Consider the following 24,128-nt stretch of genomic DNA (forward strand, 5'->3'; position numbering starts at 1 on the left):
CGAAGATTCAAGCAAAATGCGAAGTCGCTGCGGTTAGAATAGCCGCCACACCCTGCTGGATGCGACCCGAACATGACCGACCTGACCCTCTATCACAATCCGCGCTGCTCCAAATCCCGTGGCGCACTGGAATTGCTTGAAGCCCGCGGCCTGGCCCCGACCGTGGTCCGCTACCTGGAAACGCCGCCGAGTGCCGCCGATCTCCAGGCCCTGCTCGGCAAGCTGGGCATCAGTGCGCGCCAGCTGCTGCGCAGCGGTGAAGATGAGTACAAGGACCTGAACCTGGCCGATGCCAGCCTGAGCGAAGCGCAGTTGATCGACGCCATGGTCAAGCACCCGAAACTGATCGAGCGCCCGATCCTGATCGCCGGCGACAAAGCCGTGATCGGCCGGCCACCAGAGAAGGTGCTGGAGATCCTGCCGTGAGTGCGCCCTATATTCTGATCCTGTTCTACAGCCGCCACGGCTCTACCAGCGAAATGGCCCGGCAGATTGCCCGTGGCGTCGAGATGGCCGGCCTGGAAGCACGGATCCGCACGGTTCCGGCGATCTCCACCGAGTGTGAAGCGGTGGCCCCGGACATCCCCGACACCGGCGCGCTCTACGCCTCCCTGGATGACCTGCGCCACTGCTCGGGCCTGGCCCTGGGCAGCCCGACGCGGTTTGGCAACATGGCAGCGCCGCTCAAGTACTTCATCGACGGTACCAGCAGCCTGTGGCTCAGTGGCGGCCTGGTCGGCAAGCCGGCGGCCGCGTTCACCTCCACCGCCAGCCTGCACGGCGGCCAGGAATCGACCCTGCTGTCGATGCTGCTGCCGCTGATGCACCACGGCATGCTGATCATGGGCCTGCCCTACAGCGAGTCGGCGCTGCTCGAAACCCGCGGCGGCGGTACCCCGTATGGCGCCAGCCACCACGCCGGGGCCGATGGCAAACGTGACCTGGACGCCGATGAAATCTCCCTGTGCCGCGCCCTGGGCCAACGCCTGGCCAGCACCGCCAAACTGCTGGAGAACGGTCGTGGCTAAAAAGCCCAAGGTTCTGCCCTCGATCGAGTGGCTGGCACCGCGCCTGCGCCTGAGTCGGGCGCTGAGCCTGGCCAGCTTTTTCGGCCTGATCGCCCTGCTGACCCTCAACAACCTGCTGTTTGCCGACCTGCACGGTGCACGCACCGGCGTGATCCTTGCGGTCGAGCTGGTGCCCTTGGCGCTGCTGCTGCCGGGGATCTTGCTGGGCAACGCGCGCGCGCACGCCTGGACCTGCTTCGTGGTCAACCTGTACTTCATCAAAGGGGTACTGGCCGCGTTCGACCCGGCACGGGCGGTATTCGGCTGGCTGGAAGTGGCGATCAGCCTGGCGCTGTTTATCAGTGCCCTGCTGTACGTGCGCTGGCGGTTTCAGTATGACCGGCGGTTGGCGGGGGAAGGCTGAACTGAATGCATCGCGGGGCCCCACAGGCCCCGCGATGCACCTTCAATGATTGACGGTATGCGCCAGCATCACCGACAACTGGCACAGCGGCCGCCCACTTTCGGCATGCCACTGGTTGAATGCCGCCTGCACCTGAGCCAGGTCACGCTGACTGGTCGGCGGTTTGTCGATGATGTCCTGGGCAATCAGCGCCGCAGCCATGTCGTTGGTGGGGATGAAGGTATCCTTGCCAACCATGCGCAGGAAGCGCGGCGCTGACAGCCCACCCATCTGATTGCCATGCTTGGCCAGGTACTTCCACAGCCCAACGACATCGGTCACCGGCCAGTCGGCGATGAACGCGCCAAAGCTGCCGTGCACCTTCTCGACGTCCAGGATCATCTGCGCATTGCGCGGCACGCTCTTGAGCTTGCCCAGGTGGCGGATGATCCGCGTGTCCTGCATCAGCCGCTCCAGGTGCTCAGCCCCCATCAGCACCACTTTGTGCGGATCGAAGCCGAAGAACACCTGCTCGAAGGCCGGCCACTTGGCATCCACCAGGCTGTGCTTGAGCCCGGCGCGAAACACCCGCAGGGCCAGGGTAGAGAGGTAGCGGTCGGCACTGATGGCGCGCAACTGCTCCGGCGTTTTCACCTGGGGCAGGTGCGCTTCAAGCGCGGCAGCCGAACCGAAGCGGTTCAGGCAGTACTCGTGCAGCCATTGGTAATCACGCATGCCGGTCAGATGTTCAGCACGTCGAGAAAACGTGCAGGCGCCGTCTCGTCGATCTTCAGGTTGACGAAGTCGAACAGGTTGCGGTCAGCCAGCTGCGACGGGACGACGTTCTGCAGGCCACGGAAGATGCTCTCGGTACGGCCCGGGGTCTTGCGCTCCCACTCCACCAGCATGTCCTTGACCACCTGGCGCTGCAGGTTTTCCTGGGAGCCGCAGAGGTTGCACGGAATGATCGGGAATTCCCGCATGTCCGAGTAGGCCTGGATGTCTTTCTCGCTGCAGTAGGCCAGCGGGCGGATCACCACGTTGCGGCCGTCATCGGCGCGCAGCTTGGGCGGCATGGCCTTGAGGGTGCCGTTGAAGAACATGTTGAGGAAGAAAGTCTCGACGATGTCGTCGCGGTGGTGCCCCAGGGCCATCTTGGTCGCGCCGATCTCGTCGGCGAAGGTGTACAGGGTGCCACGGCGCAGGCGCGAGCACAGCGAGCACGTGGTCTTGCCTTCCGGGATCAGTTCCTTGACCACCGAGTAGGTGTCTTTCTCGACGATGTGGTACTGCACGCCCAGCGACTCCAGGTACGCCGGCAACACGTGCTCGGGGAAGCCTGGCTGCTTCTGGTCCATGTTCACCGCGACGATCTCGAATTTGATCGGCGCCACTTTCTGCAGGTGCAGCAGAACATCGAGCATGGTGTAGCTGTCTTTGCCGCCGGACAGGCAGACCATGACCTTGTCACCGTCTTCGATCATGTTGAAGTCGGTGATGGCTTCGCCGGCGAGACGACGCAGGCGTTTTTGCAGTTTGTTCTGGTTGACCGAAAGGGTGCCCATAGCGCTTGAAATCCGCGAGGTGTGACAAAAGCGGCATATTTTACGCACAAACCGTCGGCAGGCGTAGGGCAATCCGATAAAGACTGCAAGGTGATTAGCCGAGCGCCTGACAGCGCGATTTGCTCTAAAAAGCCGGCTTTAAGCGGCGAACTCCTTCCTATACTGCGACATAAGGCCACACCAAAGGTGACCTCGATCCTCTGGCCCCCAACCCTTGGGGTCGCAAGCGCTCCTCTGGGGGGCGATGGCAACAACGAAAGGAGTGACTGGCATGATCCATCACGTTGTTGGTCTATTTACCCATCCTGATCAGGAATGGAAGGAGATTCGTGGCGAGGAAGAAAGCATCAGCCACATGTACCTGACCCACACCCTGATACTGGCGGCGATCCCGGCGGTATCGGCGTTCATCGGTACAACCCAGGTCGGCTGGGTCATCGGCGAGCGCGCTCCGGTCATGTTGACCCAGGACAGCGCGCTATGGATGACCATCATGTCGTACCTGGCCATGCTCGGTGGCGTCGCGGTCATGGGCGCGTTCATTCACTGGATGGCACGGACCTACGATGCCAATCCGAGCCTCGCCCGCTGCATCGCATTTGCCACCTATACCGCAACGCCGCTGTTCATCGGCGGCCTGGCGGCACTGTACCCACACCTGTGGCTGGGGATGGTCGTCGGCACGGCAGCCGTGTGCTACACGGTCTACCTGCTCTATGTCGGACTGCCGACCTTCATGAACATCCCTTCGGACGAAGGGTTCCTGTTCTCAAGCTCGGTACTGGCGGTCGGCCTGGTGGTGTTGGTCGCCATCATGGCCTTCACTGTGATCATCTGGGGACTGGGCGTGGGGCCCGTCTATACCAACTAAAACCAATTACTAGAAAAGCAGCAACATAGGCGCAGTAACCTTCAGGCCGCCGCAAGGCGGCCTGATGCTGTGCGCTGACAGGTGGCTCGGCAGCGCTGCATGGGTTGCGGCATAATTGCCGGCCAGGAGTGTTCCCCGATATGCCCGAACTGCTCAAATCCCGCGTCGAAACCTGTTACCAGCAAGCCGAAACCTTTTTCAAACGCCCCTTCGCACGCCCCGAAGTCAGCTTCAAGCTGCGTGGCCAGAAGGCCGGCGTCGCCCACCTGCATGAGAACCTGCTGCGCTTCAACCTGCAGCTGTACCGCGAGAACAGCGAAGACTTTCTCAAGCAGACCGTGGCCCACGAAGTGGCCCACCTGGTCGCCCACCAACTGTTTGGCGACCGCATCCAGCCCCATGGCGAGGAATGGCAACTGATCATGCGCGGGGTCTATGAACTGCCGCCCAATCGCTGCCACAACTATGCAGTGAAGCGCCGCACGGTAACCCGTTACATCTATCGCTGCCCGTGCCCCGAAAGTGATTTCCCCTTCTCGGCCCAGCGCCATAGCCTGGTGCGCCAGGGGCGCCGGTACCTGTGCCGGCGGTGTCGGCAGACCTTGGTGTACAGCGGCGAAATGCGTCTGGAATGACGGATGTATCACGGGGCCAGCCGGCGCCCCTATAGCGCTCACAAAAAAGCCCATCCGAAGATGGGCTTTTTCATTTCCTCACTCGCCGGTTAGCGGGTGGACACTTCAGCGACACCCAGGTCATCGACCGGGCCGACCTCGACCAGCGGCGAACCACCGGAAGCCAGTTCGGACTGCAGCTTGTCTTCGTCCAGCTCGTTGACCCACTTGGCCACGACGACGGTGGCAACTGCGTTGCCGATCAGGTTGGTCAGGGCACGGGCTTCAGACATGAAGCGGTCGATACCAAGGATCAGCGCAAGGCCGGCAACCGGCAGGTGACCTACCGCCGACAACGTCGCGGCGAGCACGATGAAACCGCTGCCAGTCACACCAGCTGCACCCTTGGAGGCCACCAGCAGCACCAGCAGCAGGGTAATCTGGTGAGTGATGTCCATGGTGGTGTCGGTTGCCTGGGCGATGAACACCGCGGCCATGGTCAGGTAGATCGAGGTGCCGTCGAGGTTGAACGAATAACCGGTAGGGATCACCAGGCCAACCACGGATTTCTTCGCACCCAGGCGCTCCATCTTGGTCAGCATGCGCGGCAGGGCCGACTCGGACGACGAAGTACCCAGCACGATCATCAGTTCTTCACGGATGTAGCGGATCAGTTTGAGAACGCTGAAGCCGTGGGCGCGGGCGATCCCCCCCAGAACCACGAGGATGAACAGCACGCAGGTAACGTAGAAGCAGGCCATCAGGTAGCCCAGCTGTACCAGCGAGCCAACGCCGTACTGGCCGATGGTGAAGGCCATGGCGCCGAAAGCACCGACCGGCGCCAGCTTCATGATCATGTTGATGATGTTGAACATGACATGGGCGAAGCGGTCGATCAGGTCCAGCAGCGGCTTGCCGTAGGCACCCAGGCGATGCAGGGCGAAACCGAAGATCACCGAGAACATCAGCACTTGCAGGATGTCGCCGTTGGCGAACGCACCAACCACGGTGTTGGGAATGATGTTGAGCAGGAAGCCGACCGTGGTCTGCTGTGCGCCGGCGGCGGCATAGGCGGCCACGCTGCTGGCGTTCAGGGTGCTGACGTCGATGTGCATGCCAGCGCCAGGCTTGACCACGTTGACCACGACCAGGCCGATGATCAGGGCGATGGTCGAGACAATTTCAAAGTAGAGCAGCGCGTAGCCACCGGTCTTGCCGACCGATTTCATGCTCTGCATGCCGGCGATGCCGCTGACAACGGTGCAGAAGATGATGGGGGCGATGACCATCTTGATCAGTTTGACGAACCCGTCACCCAGTGGTTTGAGGGCAACGCCGGTTTCGGGGTAGTAGTGGCCCAGCAGGATACCGATGGTGATCGCTACTAACACCTGGATATACAGCGATTTGTACAGTGGCTGACGCGTCGTCATGGCTAATTCCTCAAGTGTACCGAACGATCCTTCCCAGGACCTGGGCAGTACCTAAAGCGCGAACCCTCCTGCACTGGAGGGATTTGTTGTGTCGAGCTGCCTGGCAGAACTCTGCTAGGGCAATAGCAAGCCCGATGCCAAAATGCGCTTTATCGGTGCAAGCCCCGTATTTGCTGGGGCCGGATGCACAAGGAGGTTGCAAGGATGCCGGGCAACTTGGCGGTTTTCCGCCCGACACCTTTTGCAAAAGAATGATGTTGGCGGTAATCCGCCCAGGGTGATGGCGACTCAGTCCAGGGGAAAGCGAATGCGAAATGCAGCCCCGCCCAGCGGCGAGTCTTCGAGGTTAAGGCTGGCGTCGTAGCTTTCGATGATGTCCTTGACCACTGCCAGGCCGATGCCCTGCCCCGGGTTCTGCCGATCCAGACGCTCACCGCGCTGGAGGATGCGCTCGCGCTGATCGGCAGGTACGCCCGGCCCGTCATCCTCGACGCACAGTTCGACATACGACGGTCCGCTGTGCAGGCTGATCCGCACCCCGCCCAGGCAAAGGCGGTAGGCGTTCTCCAGCAGGTTACCGAGCAGTTCGAGCAAGGCCCCCTGCTCCATGGGCACCTGGGCCTGGTCAGGAACATCCAGGCTGATACTCACCTGCTTGTCGCGGTAGACCTTGGCCAGCGTGCTGCACAGGCTTTCGAGCAATGGCCGCAGCGCCACCTGGTGACGTACCAGGCCACTTTTGCGCAAGCTGGCACGCTGCAGCTGATAGTCGATCTGCTGGCTCATGCGCTCGATCTGACTTTGCAGTATCCGCGCCTGCTCGCGGTCTTCGCGGCGCTCCCCCATGCTTTCGCTCACCCCCTGCAGCACGGTCAGGGGCGTTTTCAGGCTGTGCGCCAGATCACCCAGGGAGTCGCGGTAGCGACGACGCTGATCGCGCTCACTGTGCAGCAAGCGGTTCAATGAACCCGTCAGGCGCAGCAGCTCACGCGGGTGCTCGGCGCTGAGTTCATCACGGTTGCCCGCTTCGACCTCATCCAGTTCGCGGCTCAACTGGCGCAGCGAGCGCAGCCCCCAGGTCAGCCCGGCCCACAGCAGCACCAGCAAGGCCAACAACGCCGCCCCGAAGCCCAGGTACAGGCGCTCGCGCAGACCATTGAGGGTTTGCTGGTATTCGCGCACCGGTTGCAACGCAACAATGCTGAAGGCCGCCGACTTGCCGCCCAGCAGCTTGACCTCCACGTCATAGACGAAGAACTCCTCGCCATCGGCCTGGCGAATCCGCGCGAATTCGTTGCCACGCCCGTCATAGCGCGGGATGTAGTTGATGTTCTCGTTGGCGGTGGCGCGCGAACGCCAGACCAGCCTGCCCTCGCGGTCATAGATGTAACCGAGCAGACGGCTATCGGGCAGGTTGAATTTCTCGTCGGGCAGCAGCTCGGGCATCTGCAACTGATGATTCTCGATGCGCGCCGCCGAAATCAGGGTGGTCACATCGGACGCCAGGCGCTTCTCGATGGACTCCTGCAAGGCCAGGCTGAAAGCCTTTTGCAAGGCAGGCAGCAGGCCGAGCATGAACAACACCGCCAGTAGCGCAGCGGCTACCATCAGCCGCAGCCGTAGCGAGCGAATCACCGGCAACGCTCGGTGAACAGGTAGCCCAGGCCCCGGACGGTATCAATGGGCTTGAAGCCGGTGGTGCCCTCAAGTTTGCGACGCAAACGACCGACCAGCACCTCGATCACATTCGGATCGCGCTCATCGTCATCCGGATAAAGCTGCTCCATCAGGCGCTCCTTGGCGACCACCTGCTGGTGATGGCGCATCAGGTACTCAAGGATGCGGTACTCGTAGGCGGTCAACGCCAAGGGTTGCTCGTCGAGTGTCGCCTGCTTGCGATTCAGATCCAGCAGCAAGGGCCCGGCGGCGATGGTCGACTGGATAAAGCCGCTGGAGCGGCGCAGCAAGGCATTGAGGCGGGCTTCCAGCTCCTCGAACTGGAACGGCTTGACCACATAGTCGTCGGCACCGGCAGCCAGTCCCTCGACCTTGTCCTGCCAGTTACCCCGGGCAGTCAGGATGAGAATCGGAAAACTCTTGTCCATCGAGCGCAGCTGACGGATCAGGTCCAAGCCACTCATGCCAGGCAGGCCCAGGTCGATCACCGCCAGGTCATGGTTGAACTGCTCGACGTGGTAGAGCGCCTCCTCGGCGTTGGCAACCGCCTCGACCACATGCCCGCTTTCCGTCAAGCGGCTGTACAAGTGATGACGCAAGAGTGCCTCATCCTCGACCACCAGCAGTTTCATACGCTCCTCCCTATACGACCCGGCACACTCGCTCAAGAATAACAGCGAACCGGCCATGCACCTGCAGGCCGGTTCGGACATCGCCAGACAAAATCAGAACGCGTAGTTGGCCGAGAGGTAGGTCTGCGCGCTGCTGTCCAGGCGCAGGGTGCCGACTTTCGGGCCACCGTGCTCGGCCAGTTCGGTGCTGGCGTTGCTGCGCAGGTAACGGTATCCCAGCTCGACCGAGGCGTTGTCGCTGACTTGTTGCAGCAGGCCGGCTTGCAGGCCGATGGCATAGCCGGTGTCGGTATCGCGGCTATAGCCGGACGACTCCTGGCTGAGCTTGGTCAGGCCGGCGCTGGCACCGCCGAAGAGCTTGGTGCTGGTGCCCAGCGGGTAGAACACGTCGTAGCTGCCCAACAGATTTTCCTGGCGCAGCTTCAGGCCGCTGTGGTCGTTGGAGACGTTGTCGTAGGTGAGGTAGTAGCGGCGCTGGTCGTTCATCTGGCCGAGGCGTACTCCCCAGGTGCCATCCTTGTCGATGATGCCGTTGCTGTTCAGGTGGTCGGTGTTGCTGCTGAGCAAACCGGATTTCTTGATCTTGTCGCTGGTCTGGCCGTAGGTGACGCCAGCGAAGGTAGAGTCACTAGCCTGGGCAGTTGCGGCAGCACCAAGGAACGCGACAGCGAGGAACAGCGAGTTGAGTGTTTTCATCGTGTTTACTCCAGTTGAGGCCCGGTGTGGGTGTGGGCGCTAGAGTAAGCAGAGGGTCCTGAACGGCCGCTGAACCCTGCCTGAACCTCGGCTGAACAACTCGGCTGGAAAGCTGGTGATGGCCGCGGCACAATGCTGAACATGAACCGACTCCCCGCCTGCTGTACCCCCCTGCAGAATCACTGGCCCCTGCCCCGCCCCGTCCCTGGTGCGGTACTGGTCAGTTGCGCGTTCGACCCCACCCAGCTCGGCCACGACGATTTCGCCCGCGCCAGCATCGAGCAAACGGCCAGCCTGCAGCGCTCGGTGGCCAAGCGCCAGGCCGAGTACCTGGCCGGCAGGGTCTGCGCCCGGGCGGCGTTGCAACAGCTGGATGGTCGCGTGTATGTGCCCGGCACCCACGAGGACCGCTCCCCCATCTGGCCGGCCGGCATCAGCGGCTCGATCACCCACGGTAAAGGCTGGGCCGCTGCCGTGGTGGCGCGCCAAGAGGACTGCCGGGGTCTAGGCCTGGATCAGGAGAGCCTGCTCAGTGACGAGCGCGCCACACGCCTGGCCGGCGAGATCCTCACCGAGGCCGAGCTGCAGCGCATGGACCCGCAGCAAACAGGCCTTGTGGTCACGCTGACCTTTTCACTGAAGGAAAGCCTGTTCAAGGCGCTGTACCCGATCGTGCTGCAGCGCTTTTACTTCGAGCATGCGGAAGTGCTGGAATGGTCCGCTGACGGCTACGCCCGCCTGCGCTTGCTGACAGACCTGTCGCCGCAATGGCATCACGGCCGGGAGCTGGAAGCGCAGTTCTGTCTCCAGGGCGAACAACTGCTCAGCCTCGTCGCGGTCTGATCCTCAACCCGGCAGCGGGCAATGCTCACAGTGCCCAACCCAGTCCACCTTGTAGCTCAGGCAGCAGGTCCGCCGACGCCGCTTGCCTGAGGCGTCCAGGCCGACCGCGGCAAACAGCGGGCTGCCCGGCGTGGTAAGCAAGCGCCCGAGGCCTGTGTCGCACCCGGCCAGGGGCAGCAGTTGATCCAGGCAGTCGCCGGCATTTCCCCACAGGACCGCCGACTGCAGCGCACCAAGCACCCCCAGACGCTGCACCAAGGGCTCCAGGTGCTGGCTGCCAACCTCGTCCAGCCCTTGGCAGTACCGCCCTTGCCCATTGAGCGCTGTCGGCAACCCACGGGCATCCAGCGCGACAACAGTTTCGGCAAACACGGGCAGCCTTGCATCGCCAAGCAGCGTCTGCCAGACCGTCGCGAAGTAGTACTTCGACCACTGCGACACCAGCACCGGGCGCTGGGCGGGCATCAATTGCGGGCCATACAGATCGAGCAGCAGTTGATCGAAGCGCAGCGGTTCCAGTACCTGATCCAGGCGCACCGGCTCACTCATGCCGGGTCCTGCTTGCGCGGCCAGCTCAGGCTGAAACGCGCACCGCCCAGCAACTCGCTGCGCCCCACCGATGCCCGTCCCTTATGCCAGTAGATGATCCGGCGCACGATCGACAAGCCCAGGCCGTGCCCGCCCGAGGCGCGGGTGCGGCTGTCATCCAGGCGGGTAAAAGGCGTGAAGATACGATCCCAGACACTTTCCGGAATACCCGGGCCATCGTCTTCGACGTCAATGCGACAACGCTGCGCCCCCAACTGATAACTGAGGCTGACCTGGGACTCGGCATGGCGCATGGCATTGCTGACCAGATTCTGCAGCGCACGATGCAAGTAGCGGGGTTCGGCCTCGACCCAGGCACCTTGCCCGTCCGACGCCTGCTCCCCCACGTGGCAAGGCCCGCGCACCACCCTGACGTCGCTGCGCAGGGGGGACAGCTCATCGATGACCTGGTCGAGCAGGGCATCGAGATCGACCCGCTGGAAATTCAGGGCAGGCGCCCCTTGTTCGAGGCGCGCGTAGGTGAGCATCTCGTCAACCAGCTTGTCCAGCTCCTGAATATCGCCATCCATGCCGCTCAAGTACTTTTCCCGCGCCTGGTCATCGCGCGCGGTGGCGATCATTTCAAGACCGAAGCGCAGCCGCGCCACCGGCGTGCGCAACTCGTGAGAGACGGCGCGCACCAACTCACGCTGGATGCTCAGCGAACGCTGCAGATGCGCCGCCATACCGTTGAACGCCGCGGCCAGGCGCCCTACCGAGTCGGCATCATCATTCGCCACACGGGTTTCCAGGCTGCCCTGGGCGATGCGGGTGGCGGCAGTTTCGAGGTCGGACAGACGCCGTTCGAGCTGGCGTACCAGCAAATAGACAATCAGCCCGATCAGGCACAAACCAAGCACGGCGATCAGCGCCAGCAACTGCGGCGGGTACGGGTTCATCTGGTACAGCGGGCCCAGCTCCAGCACCCAGGGCGTGCCAACCATACCGGCGAACACCCGGATAGAGTCGCCATCCTTGCCCAGGGCCATCACCGTGTCGCCTTCATCGACACGCCGACGCTGATCCTCATCCATATCGGTCTGTTCGAGCCGGCGCAGGCCCAGCTCAAAGCCGAAACCCTTGTTCTGCTTGAGCTCGGCCAGGCGCTGGCGCTGCTCGCCGACCGGAAAGCGCACCAGCTCATCGGCCAGCAGGTAAATAGTGGCTCGCGCCAGTTGCTCGCTGATCTGCTGCACTTCGCCGATCAGCAGCAGCTCCTGGGTACCCACCTGGCGCATGACCTTGGCTGCATGCGGCCCGATCTTCTCCACCAACACCTGCCCACGCTGCAACTGACTGCGTTGCCCGCCTTCCAGGCCCGCCGCGCTGAAGGTCTGCAGCTCCAGCGGAATCCCCAACAGGCGCTCCCAGATCAGCAGGGCGCGCTTGCGCTCGACTTCGCCAAGGGGCGCCAGGTTATCGGCCATCAGGGTGAAGGTACCGTGGGCCAGGCGCTCACGGTATTGAGCGGCGCGCACCTCGTTGAGCAGATGCACGCTGAGCACGCCGAGCACCGCCACCAGCACCAGCGCGGCGAGCATCCCGCCATAGATGCGCAGGAAGATCGAATTCATCGCACCTGGCCCATAGCCTCGGCCGCCTCGCGCACGAACAGGTAACCCTTGCTGCGAATGGTCTTGATCATCCGGGGGTGCTCCGGGTCATCGCCTATTTTCGGGCGAATCCTGGAAATACGCACATCGATGGAGCGGTCCTGGCCGTCATAGCCCACGCCACGCAGGGAAGTGAAAATTTCTTCCCGGGACAAGGTGCGCCCGGCATTGCTGACCAGCAGCCAGAGCAGGTCGAATTCCGCGCTGGTCAGCTCGATCCCGTCATCCTGCAACCAGGCCTCGCGCAGGATGTTGTCCACCCGCAGCGGTCCGAACTGCAGCACCTGCGGTGGCTCGCTGTCGGCCGGCACCTCACTGCGCCGCAGCAAGGCAGTGATCCGCGCCAGCAACAGGCGCGGGCGCACCGGCTTGCACACGTAGTCATCGGCTCCCAGGTCCAGGCCCTGGACCTGGTCCAGGTCATCGCTGCGCGCCGTGAGCATAAGGATGGGCCCGGGGTAATGCTGACGGACCTTGCGGCAGATGCTCAGGCCGTCCTCGCCCGGCAGCATCAGGTCGAGGATCACCAGGTCCGGCTGGCTGGCGATGATCCGCGCGGCCGCCTTCGCCCCGTCACCTTCGACATCGACGTCGAAACCGTTGGCCTGCAGGTACTCACGGGTCAGATCGGCCAAACGCTGGTCATCCTCGACGATCAATACCCGACTGCGCTGCTGCTCCACGGCTCACCTCAACGGCTTGTTGTTATTTAGAACGTACCCCTGGGTGCAACTTCACCAAAAGGCAACATCGGCTCCGGATACTACGTCGGGCACCGACGCCTGCCAACCATCGTCACGAGCGGCATATGACCACGGTCGCGATCGCTCGGAAGGTCATCAGATTTGTGGTAGGGTGCGCGCCCGAAAATTCCGAGCCGAGTCACCGTGCAGGTAAAAAAAGGGTGACGGACGGTCACTTGGCGCTAAGACGCGGCCTACAAGGCGTTTGCCAAAATCACACACAAAATACGCACAAGTTATCCACAGCGCCCGACCTTGCAATACCCCCCGGACCGCATTATCTTGTATCGCTATCGCAAACAAACACTACATCTTGGGGTTTGACGAAAATTCCAAGCACAAGTAGAGCAAAGAACTCAAGCCCTCCAGCAGTGCTTTTTTTGCTTGAACTTTAGAAGAAATCTGCAGCCAAACCGCTCCTGCGGAGGCGACCGTTGCAAGCCCTTTGGAGGGCGTTGTTTCGGGTATGGGTGTTGCAAGTCTTTGCTCACCCGACAGCAACAGTTTTGAGTCATGCATTCAAAACCTTTGACTTCGGCCAGGGAGCGGCACTCAGTTGCCCTTTAATTCCTGATCTGTCCCGAAGTGAGTATGCCCGACCTGTCCGGCATGCCGGAGCATCGTGTTCCCGCGTGTCGCCAGGGTCGGTTGTTGGGCTTTCGGACGGAACGGCGGGCGCCTACAAGGCGCCTAAATAAACATAGAGAACGTGGAGACACCCATGCAAACCGACACAACTCGCGAGAACCCGCAGGCCAAGGCGCCGCAGGCCGCCGATTCGAATCTGGATCTGGCTGCCACCGCCCCAGGCCAACTGCGCGTGATCAAGCGTAATGGCACTGTCGTCGCCTACACCGACGACAAGATCACCGTGGCTATCACCAAGGCGTTCCTTGCAGTTGAAGGCGGCACCGCTGCCGCTTCGTCGCGTATCCACGACACCGTTGCCCGCCTGACCGAACAGGTCACCGCTACCTTCAAGCGTCGCATGCCATCGGGCGGCACCATCCACATCGAAGAAATCCAGGACCAGGTCGAACTGGCCCTGATGCGTGCCGGCGAGCAAAAAGTTGCCCGCGACTACGTCATCTACCGTGACCAGCGCGCCAAGGAGCGTGCCACCCGCGGCAGCGCCGACAACGCCGCCGTGCAGCCGCACCCGAGCATTCGCATCACCCTGGCCGACGGCAGCCTCGCTCCACTAGACATGAACCGCCTGAACACCATCATCTCCGAGGCCTGCGAAGGCCTGGCAGAAGTCGATGGCGACCTGATCCAGCGCGAAACCCTGAAGAACCTGTACGACGGCGTGGCCATCAAGGACGTCAACACCGCCCTGGTGATGACCGCCCGTACCCTGGTCGAGCGTGAGCCGAACTACTCCTTCGTGACCGCCCGCCTGCTGATGGACACCCTGCGTGCCGAAGGCCTGGGCTTCCTGGACGTGGCCGAAAGCGCCACCCACCACGAAATGGCCGACCTGTACGCCAAGGCCCTGCCGGCCTACATCGCCAAGGGCGTCGAATTCGAGCTGCTCAACCCTGCCCTGGCCGACTTCGACCTGGACAAGCTGGGCAAGGCGATCAACCACGAGCGCGACCAGCAGTTCACCTACCTGGGCCTGCAGACCCTGTACGACCGCTACTTCATCCACAAGGATGGCGTGCGCTTCGAGCTGCCTCAGGTGTTCTTCATGCGTGTGGCCATGGGCCTGGCGCTGGAAGAGAAAGACAAGGAAGCCCGTGCGATCGAGTTCTATAACCTGTTGTCGTCCTTCGACTACATGGCCTCGACCCCGACCCTGTTCAACGCCGGTACCCTGCGTCCACAGCTGTCGAGCTGCTACCTGACCACCGTGCCGGACGACCTGTCGGGCATCTACCACGCGATCCACGACAACGCCATGCTGTCGAAATTCGCCGGTGGCCTGGGCAACGACTGGACCCCTGTGCGTGCACTGGGCTCCTACATCAAGGGCACCAACGGTAAATCCCAGGGCGTCGTACCCTTCCTGAAAGTGGTCAACGACACCGCCGTCGCCGTCAACCAGGGTGGCAAGCGCAAGGGCGCTGTCTGTGCCTACCTGGAAACCTGGCACCTGGACATCGAAGAATTCATCGAGCTGCGCAAGAACACCGGTGATGACCGTCGTCGTACCCACGACATGAACACCGCCAACTGGATCCCTGACCTGTTCATGAAGCGCGTCTTCGATGACGGCAAGTGGACCCTGTTCTCGCCTTCGGAAGTGCCAGACCTGCACGACCTGACCGGCAAGGCCTTCGAAGAGCGCTACGAGTATTACGAAGCCCTGACCGAGTACAACAAGATCAAGGTATTCAAGACCGTCCAGGCCAAAGACCTGTGGCGCAAGATGCTGTCGATGCTGTTCGAGACCGGCCACCCATGGTTGACCTTCAAGGACCCGTGCAACCTGCGCAGCCCGCAGCAGCACGTGGGCGTGGTCCACAGCTCGAACCTGTGCACCGAGATCACCCTGAACACCAACAAGGACGAGATCGCGGTCTGCAACCTGGGCTCGATCAACCTGCCGAACCACATCGTCGATGGCAAGCTGGACACCGCCAAGCTGCAACGCACCGTGAACACCGCCGTGCGCATGCTCGACAACGTGATCGACATCAACTACTACTCGGTGCCGCAAGCGCGCAACTCGAACCTCAAGCACCGTCCGGTCGGCCTGGGCATCATGGGCTTCCAGGATGCGCTGTACCTGCAGCACATTGCTTACGGTTCCGACGCTGCCGTCGAGTTCGCCGACAAGTCGATGGAAGCGGTCAGCTACTTCGCCATCCAGGCATCCTGTGACCTGGCCGACGAGCGCGGCGCCTACGAGACCTTCCAGGGCTCGCTGTGGTCCAAAGGCATCCTGCCGCTGGATTCGCAACAGATCCTGATCGAGGCCCGTGGCCAGAAGTACATCGACGTCGACCTGAACGAGTCGCTGGACTGGGCGCCGGTCCGTGCCCGCGTACAAAAAGGTATTCGTAACTCGAACATCATGGCCATCGCGCCAACCGCGACCATCGCCAACATCACTGGCGTATCGCAGTCCATCGAGCCGACCTACCAGAACCTGTACGTGAAATCGAACCTGTCGGGCGAATTCACCGTGATCAACCCGTACCTGGTTCGCGACCTCAAGGCCCGTGGCCTGTGGGACCCGGTCATGATCAACGACCTGAAGTACTACGACGGTTCGGTACAGCAGATCGAGCGCATCCCGCAGGAGCTCAAGGAGCTCTACGCCACTGCCTTTGAAGTGGAAACCAAGTGGATCGTCGACGCCGCCAGCCGCCGTCAGAAGTGGATCGACCAGGCCCAGTCGCTGAACCTGTACATCGCCGGCGCTTCGGGCAAGAAGCTGGACGTCACCTACCGCATGGCCTGGTACCGTGGTCTGAAAACCACCTACTACCTCCGTGCCCTGGCTGCGACCAGCACCGAGAAGTCGACCATCAACACCGGCAAGCTCAACGCCGTATCCAGCGGTGGCGACAGCGCCCCGGTCCAGGCAGCAGGCCCAGCGCCAGTGCCAAAGGCCTGCGCGATCGACGAGCCGGACTGCGAAGCCTGCCAGTAACGATTGCACGGAAGGAGCGGGGTTGCCCCGCAATAAGGCAACCCCGCTACCTTACCGACCAAGCCCAATAAAAAAGGCCGGAGCTATCCGGCCTTCTCCGAGGAGCCCCGCTCCCGGAAGCATTCCAAGTTTTGCGTGCACTGCTGTACCCAATGCAAGCAACGCAACCAAGATCCACCGGCCATACTGAACATGGCCCTCAAGCAGGAGCACACCATGCTGAGCTGGGACGAATTCGACAAAGACGAAGGCGAAGAAGCCGCCAAAGGCACCAACGCCACTCAAGCCGCTGCCGCTGGCATCGACAAGCTCGACAGCGCAGGCGGTGTCGCCGCACTGGAAGCCCGTGCCGTGACCGCTGCCGACTCGGACGCAGTAAAGCGCGCCAAGGCCGCCCTGGACGACCTCGACATCGCCGAAGGCCTGGCTGAGCTGGAAGGTTCTGCCGCCCGCGTCGCCGTCGACGAAAAGCGCATGATCAACTGCCGTGCCGACCTCAACCAACTGGTGCCCTTCAAGTACGACTGGGCCTGGCAGAAGTACCTGGACGGTTGCGCCAACCACTGGATGCCGCAAGAGGTCAACATGACCGCGGACATCGCCCTGTGGAAGAACCCTGAAGGCCTGACCGACGACGAGCGTCGCATCGTCATGCGTAACCTGGGCTTCTTCTCCACGGCCGACTCCCTGGTTGCCAACAACCTGGCCCTGGCCGTGTACCGCCTGATCACCAACCCCGAGTGCCGCCAGTACATCCTGCGCCAGGCCTTCGAGGAGGCGATTCACACCCACGCCTACCAGTACTGCATCGAGTCGCTGGGCATGGATGAAGGCGAGATCTTCAACATGTACCACGAGATCCCGTCGGTCGCGAAGAAAGCCGCCTGGGGCCTGAGCTACACCCGCGCGATCTCCGACCCGGAATTCAACACCGGCACCGTCGAGACCGACAAAGAACTGCTGCGCAACCTGATCGCCTACTACTGCGTTCTGGAAGGTATCTTCTTCTACTGCGGCTTCACCCAGATCCTGTCCATGGGCCGCCGCAACAAGATGACCGGCGTTGCCGAGCAGTTCCAGTACATCCTGCGTGACGAGTCCATGCACCTGAACTTCGGTATCGACGTGATCAACCAGATCAAGATCGAAAACCCGCATCTGTGGGATGCCGAAATGAAGGAAGAAGCCTCGCAGATGATCCTGCAGGGCACCCAGCTGGAAATCGAATACGCCCGCGACACCATGCCACGCGGCGTGCTGGGCATGAACGCCGCGATGATGGAGGACTACCTCAAGTTCATCGCCAACCGTCGCCTGTCGCAGATCGGTTTGAAGGAAGAGTACCCAGGTACCACCAACCCGTTCCCATGGATGAGCGAAATCATGGACTTGAAGAAAGAGAAGAACTTCTTCGAGACGCGGGTTATCGAGTATCAGACTGGCGGGGCGCTGAGCTGGGATTGATTTCTCGCTCCGTAGGTTTTCATGATCGGCTGAAATTTTTTCAAGATCGGCTGAAACCATAGCCTAAAACGCAGAGCCACCTCAGCCGCAAGCTGAGGTGGCTTTTTTCTGCATCGACAAAAGCTCGAGCAAGGTGAACAGGAGGAAACGCCATAAACTGAGAGTGCTCGAAAGATACTGTCAGTGATAAAGCCCGTACTCGATACACTGCAGAAACACAGCGTTCGCTAGACCGTGTCTGAGTCAAAGAGCCCAAGCCCTTCGCTAAACTTTAGTGAAGGGCGATGTGACGGTAACTATTATTCTGCAGGGCTAGAATGTACAACGCTCCTATTGTCCTGCCAAAAAGCATTGCGATCTAAATAGTTTTGCAAAAACTGCTTCAGTCGCGGATTTTCAGGACCATGGAAAATTTTCTGCGGAGAACCACAGACGGCGATCTTGCCTTGATCGAGAAACGCCACGCGGTCTGCGACCTGAGCTGCAAAACCCATCTCGTGGGTGACGACGACCATCGTCATACCGTCAGCAGCGAGGGACTTCATGACTTGCAGTACCTCTCCGACCAGCTCCGGGTCGAGAGCAGATGTAGGCTCGTCGAACAACATGATATGAGGCTCCATGGCAAGCGCACGAGCAATGGCAACGCGCTGTTGTTGACCACCGGAAAGCTGCGCTGGAAAGGCTTCGGCCTTGTGTGCTAGCCCCACTTTATCGAGCATGCTCAAACCCTTTTCCCGCGCTCGAACCATAGAAAGTTTGCGAACCCTCAACAACGCCTCAATGACATTGCCCAGCACATTCATATGGGGCCACAAATTAAATTGCTGAAAAACCATACCGACGTTGCGCCGTACATGGTTCAGTCGACTTCGACTGCAGAGTTTACGTTGTGAGCCAGCCAGCAAACCTAGCAACTGCCCCTCAATGTGGATCTCACCTTCGTCGTATTGCTCGAGGAACGCCATACAGCGAAGCAACGTACTTTTTCCCGATCCGGAGGGGCCGATCAGGCACACCACTTCGCTATGGTGGATGTCCAGGTCGACACCCTTAATGACTTGCAAATTGCCAAACTGTTTACCAACCCCGCGCAGCTTTAGAATCGGTTCGCCGTTCACAGGAAAAGTGTTCATGCTCTTACCTCATTGGATATGACGGGTGGCTGATCACCACTCTCATGGCATCTTTCGCCGCTATTTCATTCAGCGGCGCATCGGTCACAACACTTCGCGAATCATGAAGCGCCCCACTCGTTTCTCCAGCCACATCCCAGCTCGCGAACACAGCTCGATCAGGATTAGGTAACTGACGCCCAGCACGAACAGGGTCTCCACGAAGGCAAATGTGGAAGAACCAATCCCAGTCATGATCATCGTCAGCTCAGGAATTGTGATGATCGACAGCACAGCGGTTTCCTTGCACAGGATGGTGATTAGGTTGACCAGTGCGGGCAGGATAATCACCAGCATCTGCGGCATCTCGATGCGAACCATACAGGTCCAGCGACTGATGCCCTGACAGTCAGCGGCCTCCAGGTGACTCTTGGGAATCGACAGGAAACCGCTACGAAAAATCTCAGCGAAGTACACGCTGCCATAGATGCCCAGGCCAATCACACCGGCTGTCACAGGCTGCAGTTCTACGCCCAGACTGGGTCCGCCGTAATACAGAAGGAACAACTGAACCAGAAACGGCGTGCTGCGGATCAACTCTACGTAGATTCGCAATACCCCGCGTAGCAGTGCACCACCGAATATTTGAAGCATGGCTACTAACAGACCCAGCATCAGCGCAAGCACTACGCCACTGGCCCATGCTACGAGTGTGATGCTGAAGCCGCTGGCGATATCGGGCAGGTGATCGGTAATAATCGAAAGATCGAAACTCATGCTGTCTTACCTCCCATGCGCCGTTCCAGCCAGCCCCCGCAACAGGCCAAAGGCAAGTTGATCAGGCAATAAAAAGCAGCCAGCAACAAGTAATTCTGGAGAAACAGATAATCGCTGGCGGCCAGGTTTTGGGCTGTACGAGTCAGGTCGGCAATACCCACCACCGAAATAAGCGAGGAAGCCTTGACCAGCAGGATCATTTCGTTGACCAGTGCAGGTAACGTGAGGCGCACGGCCTGCGGCAGCTTGATCCTAAGCAACATTTGTAGCGGACTAAGCCCCAGCATCCCGGCAGCTTCCAGCTGACCTCGCGAAATAGCGAGAATGCCGCCGCGCAGAATTTCCGCGATGTAAGCTCCGGCAGCCAGCGACAAACCAATGATCGCTGCGGTCATAGGCGAAATGTTCGGCAGGCCGATACGTGGCAAAAAGTAGTAAATGAACAGCAACTGGACCAGCAGCGGAATACCGCGAAAAACGAAGATATAGCTACCGCCCAGGCGACTGAACAGCCGCCGGCGCGACAACCGCAGGCTACAAACACCGACACCAATCACGAAGCCAAAACCCAGCCCCGCCAAAGCAGCTTGCAGCGTGACGATCAGGCTCGCCGCCAGTAACGGAACATTCTGGATCAATGTATGCCAATCGAAAATCATGGCGATCACTCCACACGAACAAAATCAAACCAACAGGCGCTCTGGCGTCCCCTTCACCCGACAAAGGAGTGCGGAGGAATCGACGAACGTCGCGACAGGCAAAGTAGTTACCAACTCGGATGGACCTCTGTCGTCGGCACCGGCATCTCGGCCCCCAACCATTGCTTTTGCAATGCGGCCAATCGACCGTCGTCATGAAGCTTTAGCAGTGCTTGATTGATTTCGGCGATCAGGCTATTGGAGTCTTCCCCCTTGCGGCCGACGTAAGCAAAGTACGAAGGCTTACCAAACGGCGGCTGCACCACTTTGAATACTTGCGAACGCTGAGAGGCAATGAAAGAAATGTTGGGCAGTGAATTGGCCACTGCGGCGATGCGACCGGCGCTCAGGTCAGCGTAAGCCTGATTGTTGTCGACATACTCTCGGATGGTCACCGGTTCCGGCAGCGTGGCAGCGAATGACTTGAGATCTTCCAGCATGGCCGAGCCCTTGCCGGCACCAACGACTTTGCCGGCAATGTCGGCAGGTTTTTTGATGCTGCCATCGTTGGCCCTGACCATCAGTGCCACCGTGGCTTCAGCCACTGGCAAGGTGTAGCTGTAGCGTTCCTTGCGCGCCTGGGTGATGATGAGCGGACCGCCAACCAGGTCAAACTTGCTCGCTTCTAGCCCAGGCAATACCCCCGCCCAAGGTAGGTCCAGGAAACGCACCTTGACCCCCAATTTCTCACCGATTAGCTTGAACAGTGCCGGATTGAAGCCTTGTTGTTGCCCTTTTTCCAGATAGTCGAAAGGGGCGAATTGCATTTCCGTACCGATAACCAGCTCGCCGGCCTTTTTCACTTCGGCCCACTGGTCAGCCTGGGCAACGAGAGGTGCCAGGTTCATGAGTACAACGGCAAAGAAGCCGGACAGGGATTTGTAATGATTGCTATAGCGTTGCATCGAGTAGCTCCTCAGAAGTTTGTGGCGCTTTATTAATTGTTGTTATTGCTTCGATGAATTAGCAGCAAGGTAGTGGCGACCTCAACAGGTCGTAGTACGGAGTCAAGGCTTTCGGCGAAGCGTGGAAGTTCAGGTCGGCTTAAAGCAGTAAGCCGCCAGCTTGTTGCCCTCGAGGTCACGTGCGTAGGCGGCATAGGCATTCGGTGCCCAGCTCCTCGGCCCTGGTGCACCTTCGTCAGTGCCACCGGCAGCCAGGGCATCAGCGTGGAACGCATCGATGGTGGCGCGGTTTAGTGCCTCAAAGCTGACCGTCACACCATTGCCGACAGTGGCCAGGGCGCCGTTTGCCGGCTTGAGGACGAAAAACGAGGGTGACTCCTCGCCCCAGATCGAGCCGTTGTCCACCAGACCGGCGATGCGTTTATGGCCCACTTTGCCCAGTACGCTGTCGTAGAAAGCACGGGCTTTATTCAAGTCATTGGTGCCAACGGTTACGTGAGTAGAAACGCTCATTTAGTGTTTCTCCTGTATGACTGTTAATTGCCGTTGTGTCTGGCAGGTGGGTAAATCTGCGCAGGGGACGTTATGTCACATTCGCCAAATCGTCCAGGTGCGAGACACGCGTGATCGCTATGCAATCTCCACCGTCACTGCCGACACTGGCCGACTGCAACAGAGGAGAATGTCGCCGTTTTCAGGCACCTCCAGTGGCAACTCGAAATACTCGATCGAACCACTGTGCAGCCTTACTCGACAGGCATTACAAAGTCCGGCCCGGCAGTTGAACGACGGGGTCAAACCGGCCTGTTCAGCGAGGTCAAGCAACGAGTGGCAGTCAGGACTCCAGGCAATGCGGGTGCCGGACGGTAAGAACTGCACGGTCAAAGCCTCGTCTGCCAGAACTTCCGTGGCAGGCAACACCTCTGTCGCCGGGGCTGCGATCGAAGGGCGGACTTCATCCTCTTCAAGAACGGTAGCGGGGCCGAAAAACTCGTAATGGATACGGGCCTTGTCGACACCCAGGCCACGCAGAAGACGCCAGTTCGCTTGCATGAATTGACGGGGACCGCACAGATAAAAGTCATAGTCATCAAGGGGCAGAAGAAACTGCAGGGTTTCTCGACTGACCAAGCCCTGGCTATGGAAGGCATTTCTGTCGATATCGTCGGTACTTGGTTGTCGATAACAAAAGTGCGCTTCTATCCCTGGACGACTCATTGTCAGCGCCAATACTTCATCACGAAAAGCATGCATGGCGCCGTTTTCGCAGGCGTGGATAAAATACACCTGGCGTTTCGAGTCAGTGCTCAAGCTATGTAGCATGCTGACCATCGGCGTTATGCCCACCCCCCCACTGAACAGCACCACAGGCCGCTGGCTTTGCTCATCAAGCACGAAGTCCCCTGTCGGTCCCGCGATATCAAGCAGGTCGCCTACTTGCACCTGCCCATGCAAATAGCCTGACCCCTGGCCCGGTGGTAGATCGGGGCGATCGAAGGGGGCGGGTTCGCGTTTCACTGAGATTCGCAGGCGAGAATCGCAGGCTTTGCCCGATAGGCTGTAGTTGCGAAGCAGTGTGCCCCCGCCCTCCCCTGGCAGGCGAACGACAATGAACTGACCCGGACGAAACTGCTTATTCGGGACCGGATCGTTGGAGACAAGCAGGAATGATGTGACGACCTCACTTTCCTGACGTTTCTCAACAACCCGGTAGGATGCAAAGCTCTTTTGAGATAGCGGCAATTTCATACTGGCGCTCATCTCAAGCCTCCAGCTCAACCGACCTGGTGTCGAGTTGCGTCAGCGGAACCAACGGGCTCGCGTTCTCTAGCGCTATCATCTTGTCGAGCGCTCTTCGAAACCGTAGCGGTCCTGAGTCGGTGACCAGGTCGATGTTAGGCGTGTGTTTCTTCTCCATACCTCGTTGTACAGAGGTCAAGACAACCCGATCCTCGCTGAAAGCGAAACGCACGTCTTCATCAAACTGACGTGATACCTCTGCGTTGTCTTGATCGAAGTTGCGCATCTGAAACCAAAAGTACCGGGTGTTTGTCTCGTCGATCGGCGTCATGAAGTTGTAGGAACTCATCAGGAACACCTGATCATGCAGTGGCCCCTCATCGGAGCCCGTTCCCGCCGGCGTGAACAGCGACTTGATAATGGCGCAAGAAGGAAAGTGGACCTCGTAGTGCTGTTTGCGATCGCAACGACCGCTGAACTTCACGAACTTGGCATAAAAAGGCGCCACTTCGACATCGCGCATCCAGCGAGAAACCGTTACACCTACATCTGTGACAGAGGTATTCAGCGGCTCCTCCTCACAGGCAGAATTGCCAAACGAGGTCTGATGTACCCAAGCCACATGCGCGGGATCAAGTAGGTTGTCAGTCATATACAGGTAATTGCATTCGACGGTCATGTTGCCACCGCGATTGATGCCCCAGCCCGGATCACCCCACTCCTGCACCTGAAAGATCTTCCCCGGGTCGGCCAGCTCAGCATCCCCCATCCAGATCCAGATCAGCCCATAGCGCTCGGCGAGTGGATAACTACGTACTTTGGCACCTTGTGGAATACGGTTGCTGCCTGGAGCACGGACACAGCTGCCAGAGCAATCGAAGGTAAGACCGTGATAACCGCATTCGATCTGGTCGCCTATTTTGCGTCCCATCGACAACGGCAATTTGCGGTGCGGGCAAGCATCCTCAAGTGCGACGGGAGTGCCATCAAGCTTGCGATAGAGCACGATCTGCTCACCGAGGATTGTGATCGGGTAAAGGCTCATCGCCAGCTCAGTTTCTTCGACAACCACGTACCAGGCATTGCGCAAAAACATTGTGGGATCCTCTTATTGTTGTTCGCCGCTCTTGCAAAAAAGCG

General features: G+C 60.2%; 24 protein-coding genes. 8 read left to right on the forward strand and 16 right to left on the reverse strand.

What is annotated here, in order from left to right:
• Positions 1–72: 72 nt before the first annotated feature.
• Genes arsC through U9R80_RS20940 form a run of 3 tightly spaced genes read left to right on the forward strand, consistent with a single transcriptional unit; the run spans position 73 to position 1,431 of the window.
• A complete protein-coding gene (gene arsC / locus U9R80_RS20930) occupies positions 73–426 on the forward strand; it encodes an arsenate reductase (glutaredoxin) (protein ID WP_301839249.1) in 354 nt (117 codons plus the stop codon).
• Positions 423–1,028 carry an NAD(P)H:quinone oxidoreductase gene (gene wrbA / locus U9R80_RS20935; protein ID WP_301839248.1) on the forward strand — a complete coding sequence of 202 codons (606 nt, stop codon included), beginning with the start codon at positions 423–425 and terminating at the stop codon, positions 1,026–1,028. The genes arsC and wrbA overlap by 4 nt, the downstream gene beginning before the upstream one ends.
• Positions 1,021–1,431 carry a DUF2069 domain-containing protein gene (locus tag U9R80_RS20940; RefSeq protein ID WP_301839247.1) on the forward strand — a complete coding sequence of 137 codons (411 nt, stop codon included), beginning with the start codon at positions 1,021–1,023 and terminating at the stop codon, positions 1,429–1,431. Before wrbA ends, U9R80_RS20940 begins: the two co-directional genes overlap by 8 nt.
• 42 nt (positions 1,432–1,473) lie before the next feature.
• Here the strand turns inward: U9R80_RS20940 and U9R80_RS20945 are convergent, their stop codons facing one another.
• On the reverse strand, positions 1,474–2,145 hold the full coding sequence (locus U9R80_RS20945) for a DNA-3-methyladenine glycosylase I (protein WP_301839246.1): 672 nt from the start codon (positions 2,143–2,145) through the stop codon (positions 1,474–1,476).
• A 5-nt stretch (positions 2,146–2,150) separates the two neighbouring features.
• Positions 2,151–2,975 (reverse strand): tRNA 2-thiocytidine(32) synthetase TtcA, encoded by an 825-nt coding sequence (gene ttcA, locus U9R80_RS20950; RefSeq protein WP_301839245.1) that lies wholly within the window; start codon positions 2,973–2,975, stop codon positions 2,151–2,153.
• A gap of 271 nt (positions 2,976–3,246) precedes the next feature.
• Between ttcA and U9R80_RS20955 the strand changes: the two genes are divergently transcribed.
• A complete protein-coding gene (locus tag U9R80_RS20955) occupies positions 3,247–3,846 on the forward strand; it encodes a Yip1 family protein (protein WP_301839242.1) in 600 nt (199 codons plus the stop codon).
• 140 nt (positions 3,847–3,986) lie between these two features.
• The gene (locus U9R80_RS20960; protein WP_301839240.1) at positions 3,987–4,481 is read left to right on the forward strand and encodes a SprT family zinc-dependent metalloprotease; all 495 of its coding nucleotides are present in this window, start codon (positions 3,987–3,989) and stop codon (positions 4,479–4,481) included.
• Positions 4,482–4,570: 89 nt separating this feature from the next.
• On the opposite strand, the gene U9R80_RS20965 is transcribed toward U9R80_RS20960, so the two are convergent.
• From U9R80_RS20965 to U9R80_RS20980, 4 genes are all read right to left on the reverse strand, one after another.
• Positions 4,571–5,893: a dicarboxylate/amino acid:cation symporter gene (locus U9R80_RS20965; protein WP_301839238.1), complete on the reverse strand. Its 1,323-nt coding sequence runs from the start codon at positions 5,891–5,893 to the stop codon at positions 4,571–4,573.
• 288 nt (positions 5,894–6,181) lie between these two features.
• A complete protein-coding gene (locus U9R80_RS20970) occupies positions 6,182–7,528 on the reverse strand; it encodes an ATP-binding protein (RefSeq protein ID WP_301839236.1) in 1,347 nt (448 codons plus the stop codon).
• A complete protein-coding gene (locus U9R80_RS20975) occupies positions 7,525–8,202 on the reverse strand; it encodes a response regulator (RefSeq protein ID WP_301839234.1) in 678 nt (225 codons plus the stop codon). Before U9R80_RS20975 ends, U9R80_RS20970 begins: the two co-directional genes overlap by 4 nt.
• A 93-nt stretch (positions 8,203–8,295) precedes the next feature.
• Positions 8,296–8,898 (reverse strand): hypothetical protein, encoded by a 603-nt coding sequence (locus U9R80_RS20980; protein ID WP_301839232.1) that lies wholly within the window; start codon positions 8,896–8,898, stop codon positions 8,296–8,298.
• A 141-nt stretch (positions 8,899–9,039) separates the two neighbouring features.
• Between U9R80_RS20980 and U9R80_RS20985 the strand changes: the two genes are divergently transcribed.
• Entirely contained in the window at positions 9,040–9,741 is a 702-nt protein-coding gene (locus tag U9R80_RS20985; RefSeq protein WP_301839230.1) for a 4'-phosphopantetheinyl transferase family protein, read from the forward strand.
• Between the two features lie 3 nt (positions 9,742–9,744).
• On the opposite strand, the gene U9R80_RS20990 is transcribed toward U9R80_RS20985, so the two are convergent.
• The 3 genes from U9R80_RS20990 to U9R80_RS21000 are packed head-to-tail and all read right to left on the reverse strand — an operon-like array spanning position 9,745 to position 12,625.
• Positions 9,745–10,290, reverse strand: coding sequence for a (2Fe-2S)-binding protein (locus U9R80_RS20990; RefSeq protein ID WP_301839228.1), 546 nt, complete (start codon positions 10,288–10,290; stop codon positions 9,745–9,747).
• Positions 10,287–11,903 (reverse strand): ATP-binding protein, encoded by a 1,617-nt coding sequence (locus U9R80_RS20995; RefSeq protein ID WP_301839225.1) that lies wholly within the window; start codon positions 11,901–11,903, stop codon positions 10,287–10,289. Before U9R80_RS20995 ends, U9R80_RS20990 begins: the two co-directional genes overlap by 4 nt.
• Positions 11,900–12,625: a response regulator transcription factor gene (locus U9R80_RS21000; protein ID WP_301839224.1), complete on the reverse strand. Its 726-nt coding sequence runs from the start codon at positions 12,623–12,625 to the stop codon at positions 11,900–11,902. The genes U9R80_RS20995 and U9R80_RS21000 overlap by 4 nt, the downstream gene beginning before the upstream one ends.
• A gap of 781 nt (positions 12,626–13,406) precedes the next feature.
• Here U9R80_RS21000 and U9R80_RS21005 point away from each other — a divergent pair.
• Together U9R80_RS21005 and U9R80_RS21010 are read left to right on the forward strand one after the other, a co-directional pair.
• The gene (locus U9R80_RS21005) at positions 13,407–16,289 is read left to right on the forward strand and encodes a ribonucleoside-diphosphate reductase subunit alpha (RefSeq protein ID WP_301839222.1); all 2,883 of its coding nucleotides are present in this window, start codon (positions 13,407–13,409) and stop codon (positions 16,287–16,289) included.
• Positions 16,290–16,505: 216 nt separating this feature from the next.
• Entirely contained in the window at positions 16,506–17,753 is a 1,248-nt protein-coding gene (locus U9R80_RS21010; protein ID WP_301839218.1) for a ribonucleotide-diphosphate reductase subunit beta, read from the forward strand.
• Between the two features lie 299 nt (positions 17,754–18,052).
• Here the strand turns inward: U9R80_RS21010 and U9R80_RS21015 are convergent, their stop codons facing one another.
• From U9R80_RS21015 to U9R80_RS21045, 7 genes are all read right to left on the reverse strand, one after another.
• Complete coding sequence (locus tag U9R80_RS21015) at positions 18,053–18,889, reverse strand: amino acid ABC transporter ATP-binding protein (protein WP_301839216.1); 837 nt, start codon at positions 18,887–18,889, stop codon at positions 18,053–18,055.
• Between the two features lie 84 nt (positions 18,890–18,973).
• Positions 18,974–19,645 carry an amino acid ABC transporter permease gene (locus U9R80_RS21020; RefSeq protein WP_301839214.1) on the reverse strand — a complete coding sequence of 224 codons (672 nt, stop codon included), beginning with the start codon at positions 19,643–19,645 and terminating at the stop codon, positions 18,974–18,976.
• Positions 19,642–20,304 carry an amino acid ABC transporter permease gene (locus U9R80_RS21025; protein ID WP_301839212.1) on the reverse strand — a complete coding sequence of 221 codons (663 nt, stop codon included), beginning with the start codon at positions 20,302–20,304 and terminating at the stop codon, positions 19,642–19,644. Before U9R80_RS21025 ends, U9R80_RS21020 begins: the two co-directional genes overlap by 4 nt.
• Before the next feature lie 107 nt (positions 20,305–20,411).
• Positions 20,412–21,248: a transporter substrate-binding domain-containing protein gene (locus tag U9R80_RS21030; protein ID WP_301839210.1), complete on the reverse strand. Its 837-nt coding sequence runs from the start codon at positions 21,246–21,248 to the stop codon at positions 20,412–20,414.
• A 129-nt stretch (positions 21,249–21,377) separates the two neighbouring features.
• Positions 21,378–21,761 carry a VOC family protein gene (locus U9R80_RS21035; RefSeq protein WP_301839206.1) on the reverse strand — a complete coding sequence of 128 codons (384 nt, stop codon included), beginning with the start codon at positions 21,759–21,761 and terminating at the stop codon, positions 21,378–21,380.
• 117 nt (positions 21,762–21,878) lie between these two features.
• A complete protein-coding gene (locus U9R80_RS21040; protein WP_301839204.1) occupies positions 21,879–23,009 on the reverse strand; it encodes an FAD-binding oxidoreductase in 1,131 nt (376 codons plus the stop codon).
• 1 nt (position 23,010) lies between these two features.
• Positions 23,011–24,084 carry an aromatic ring-hydroxylating dioxygenase subunit alpha gene (locus U9R80_RS21045; RefSeq protein WP_301839201.1) on the reverse strand — a complete coding sequence of 358 codons (1,074 nt, stop codon included), beginning with the start codon at positions 24,082–24,084 and terminating at the stop codon, positions 23,011–23,013.
• Between the last annotated feature and the right edge of the window lie 44 nt (positions 24,085–24,128).

Origin of the sequence: Pseudomonas sp. JQ170C, assembly GCF_035581345.1 — a bacterium.
Classification (GTDB): Bacteria; Pseudomonadota; Gammaproteobacteria; order Pseudomonadales; family Pseudomonadaceae; genus Aquipseudomonas.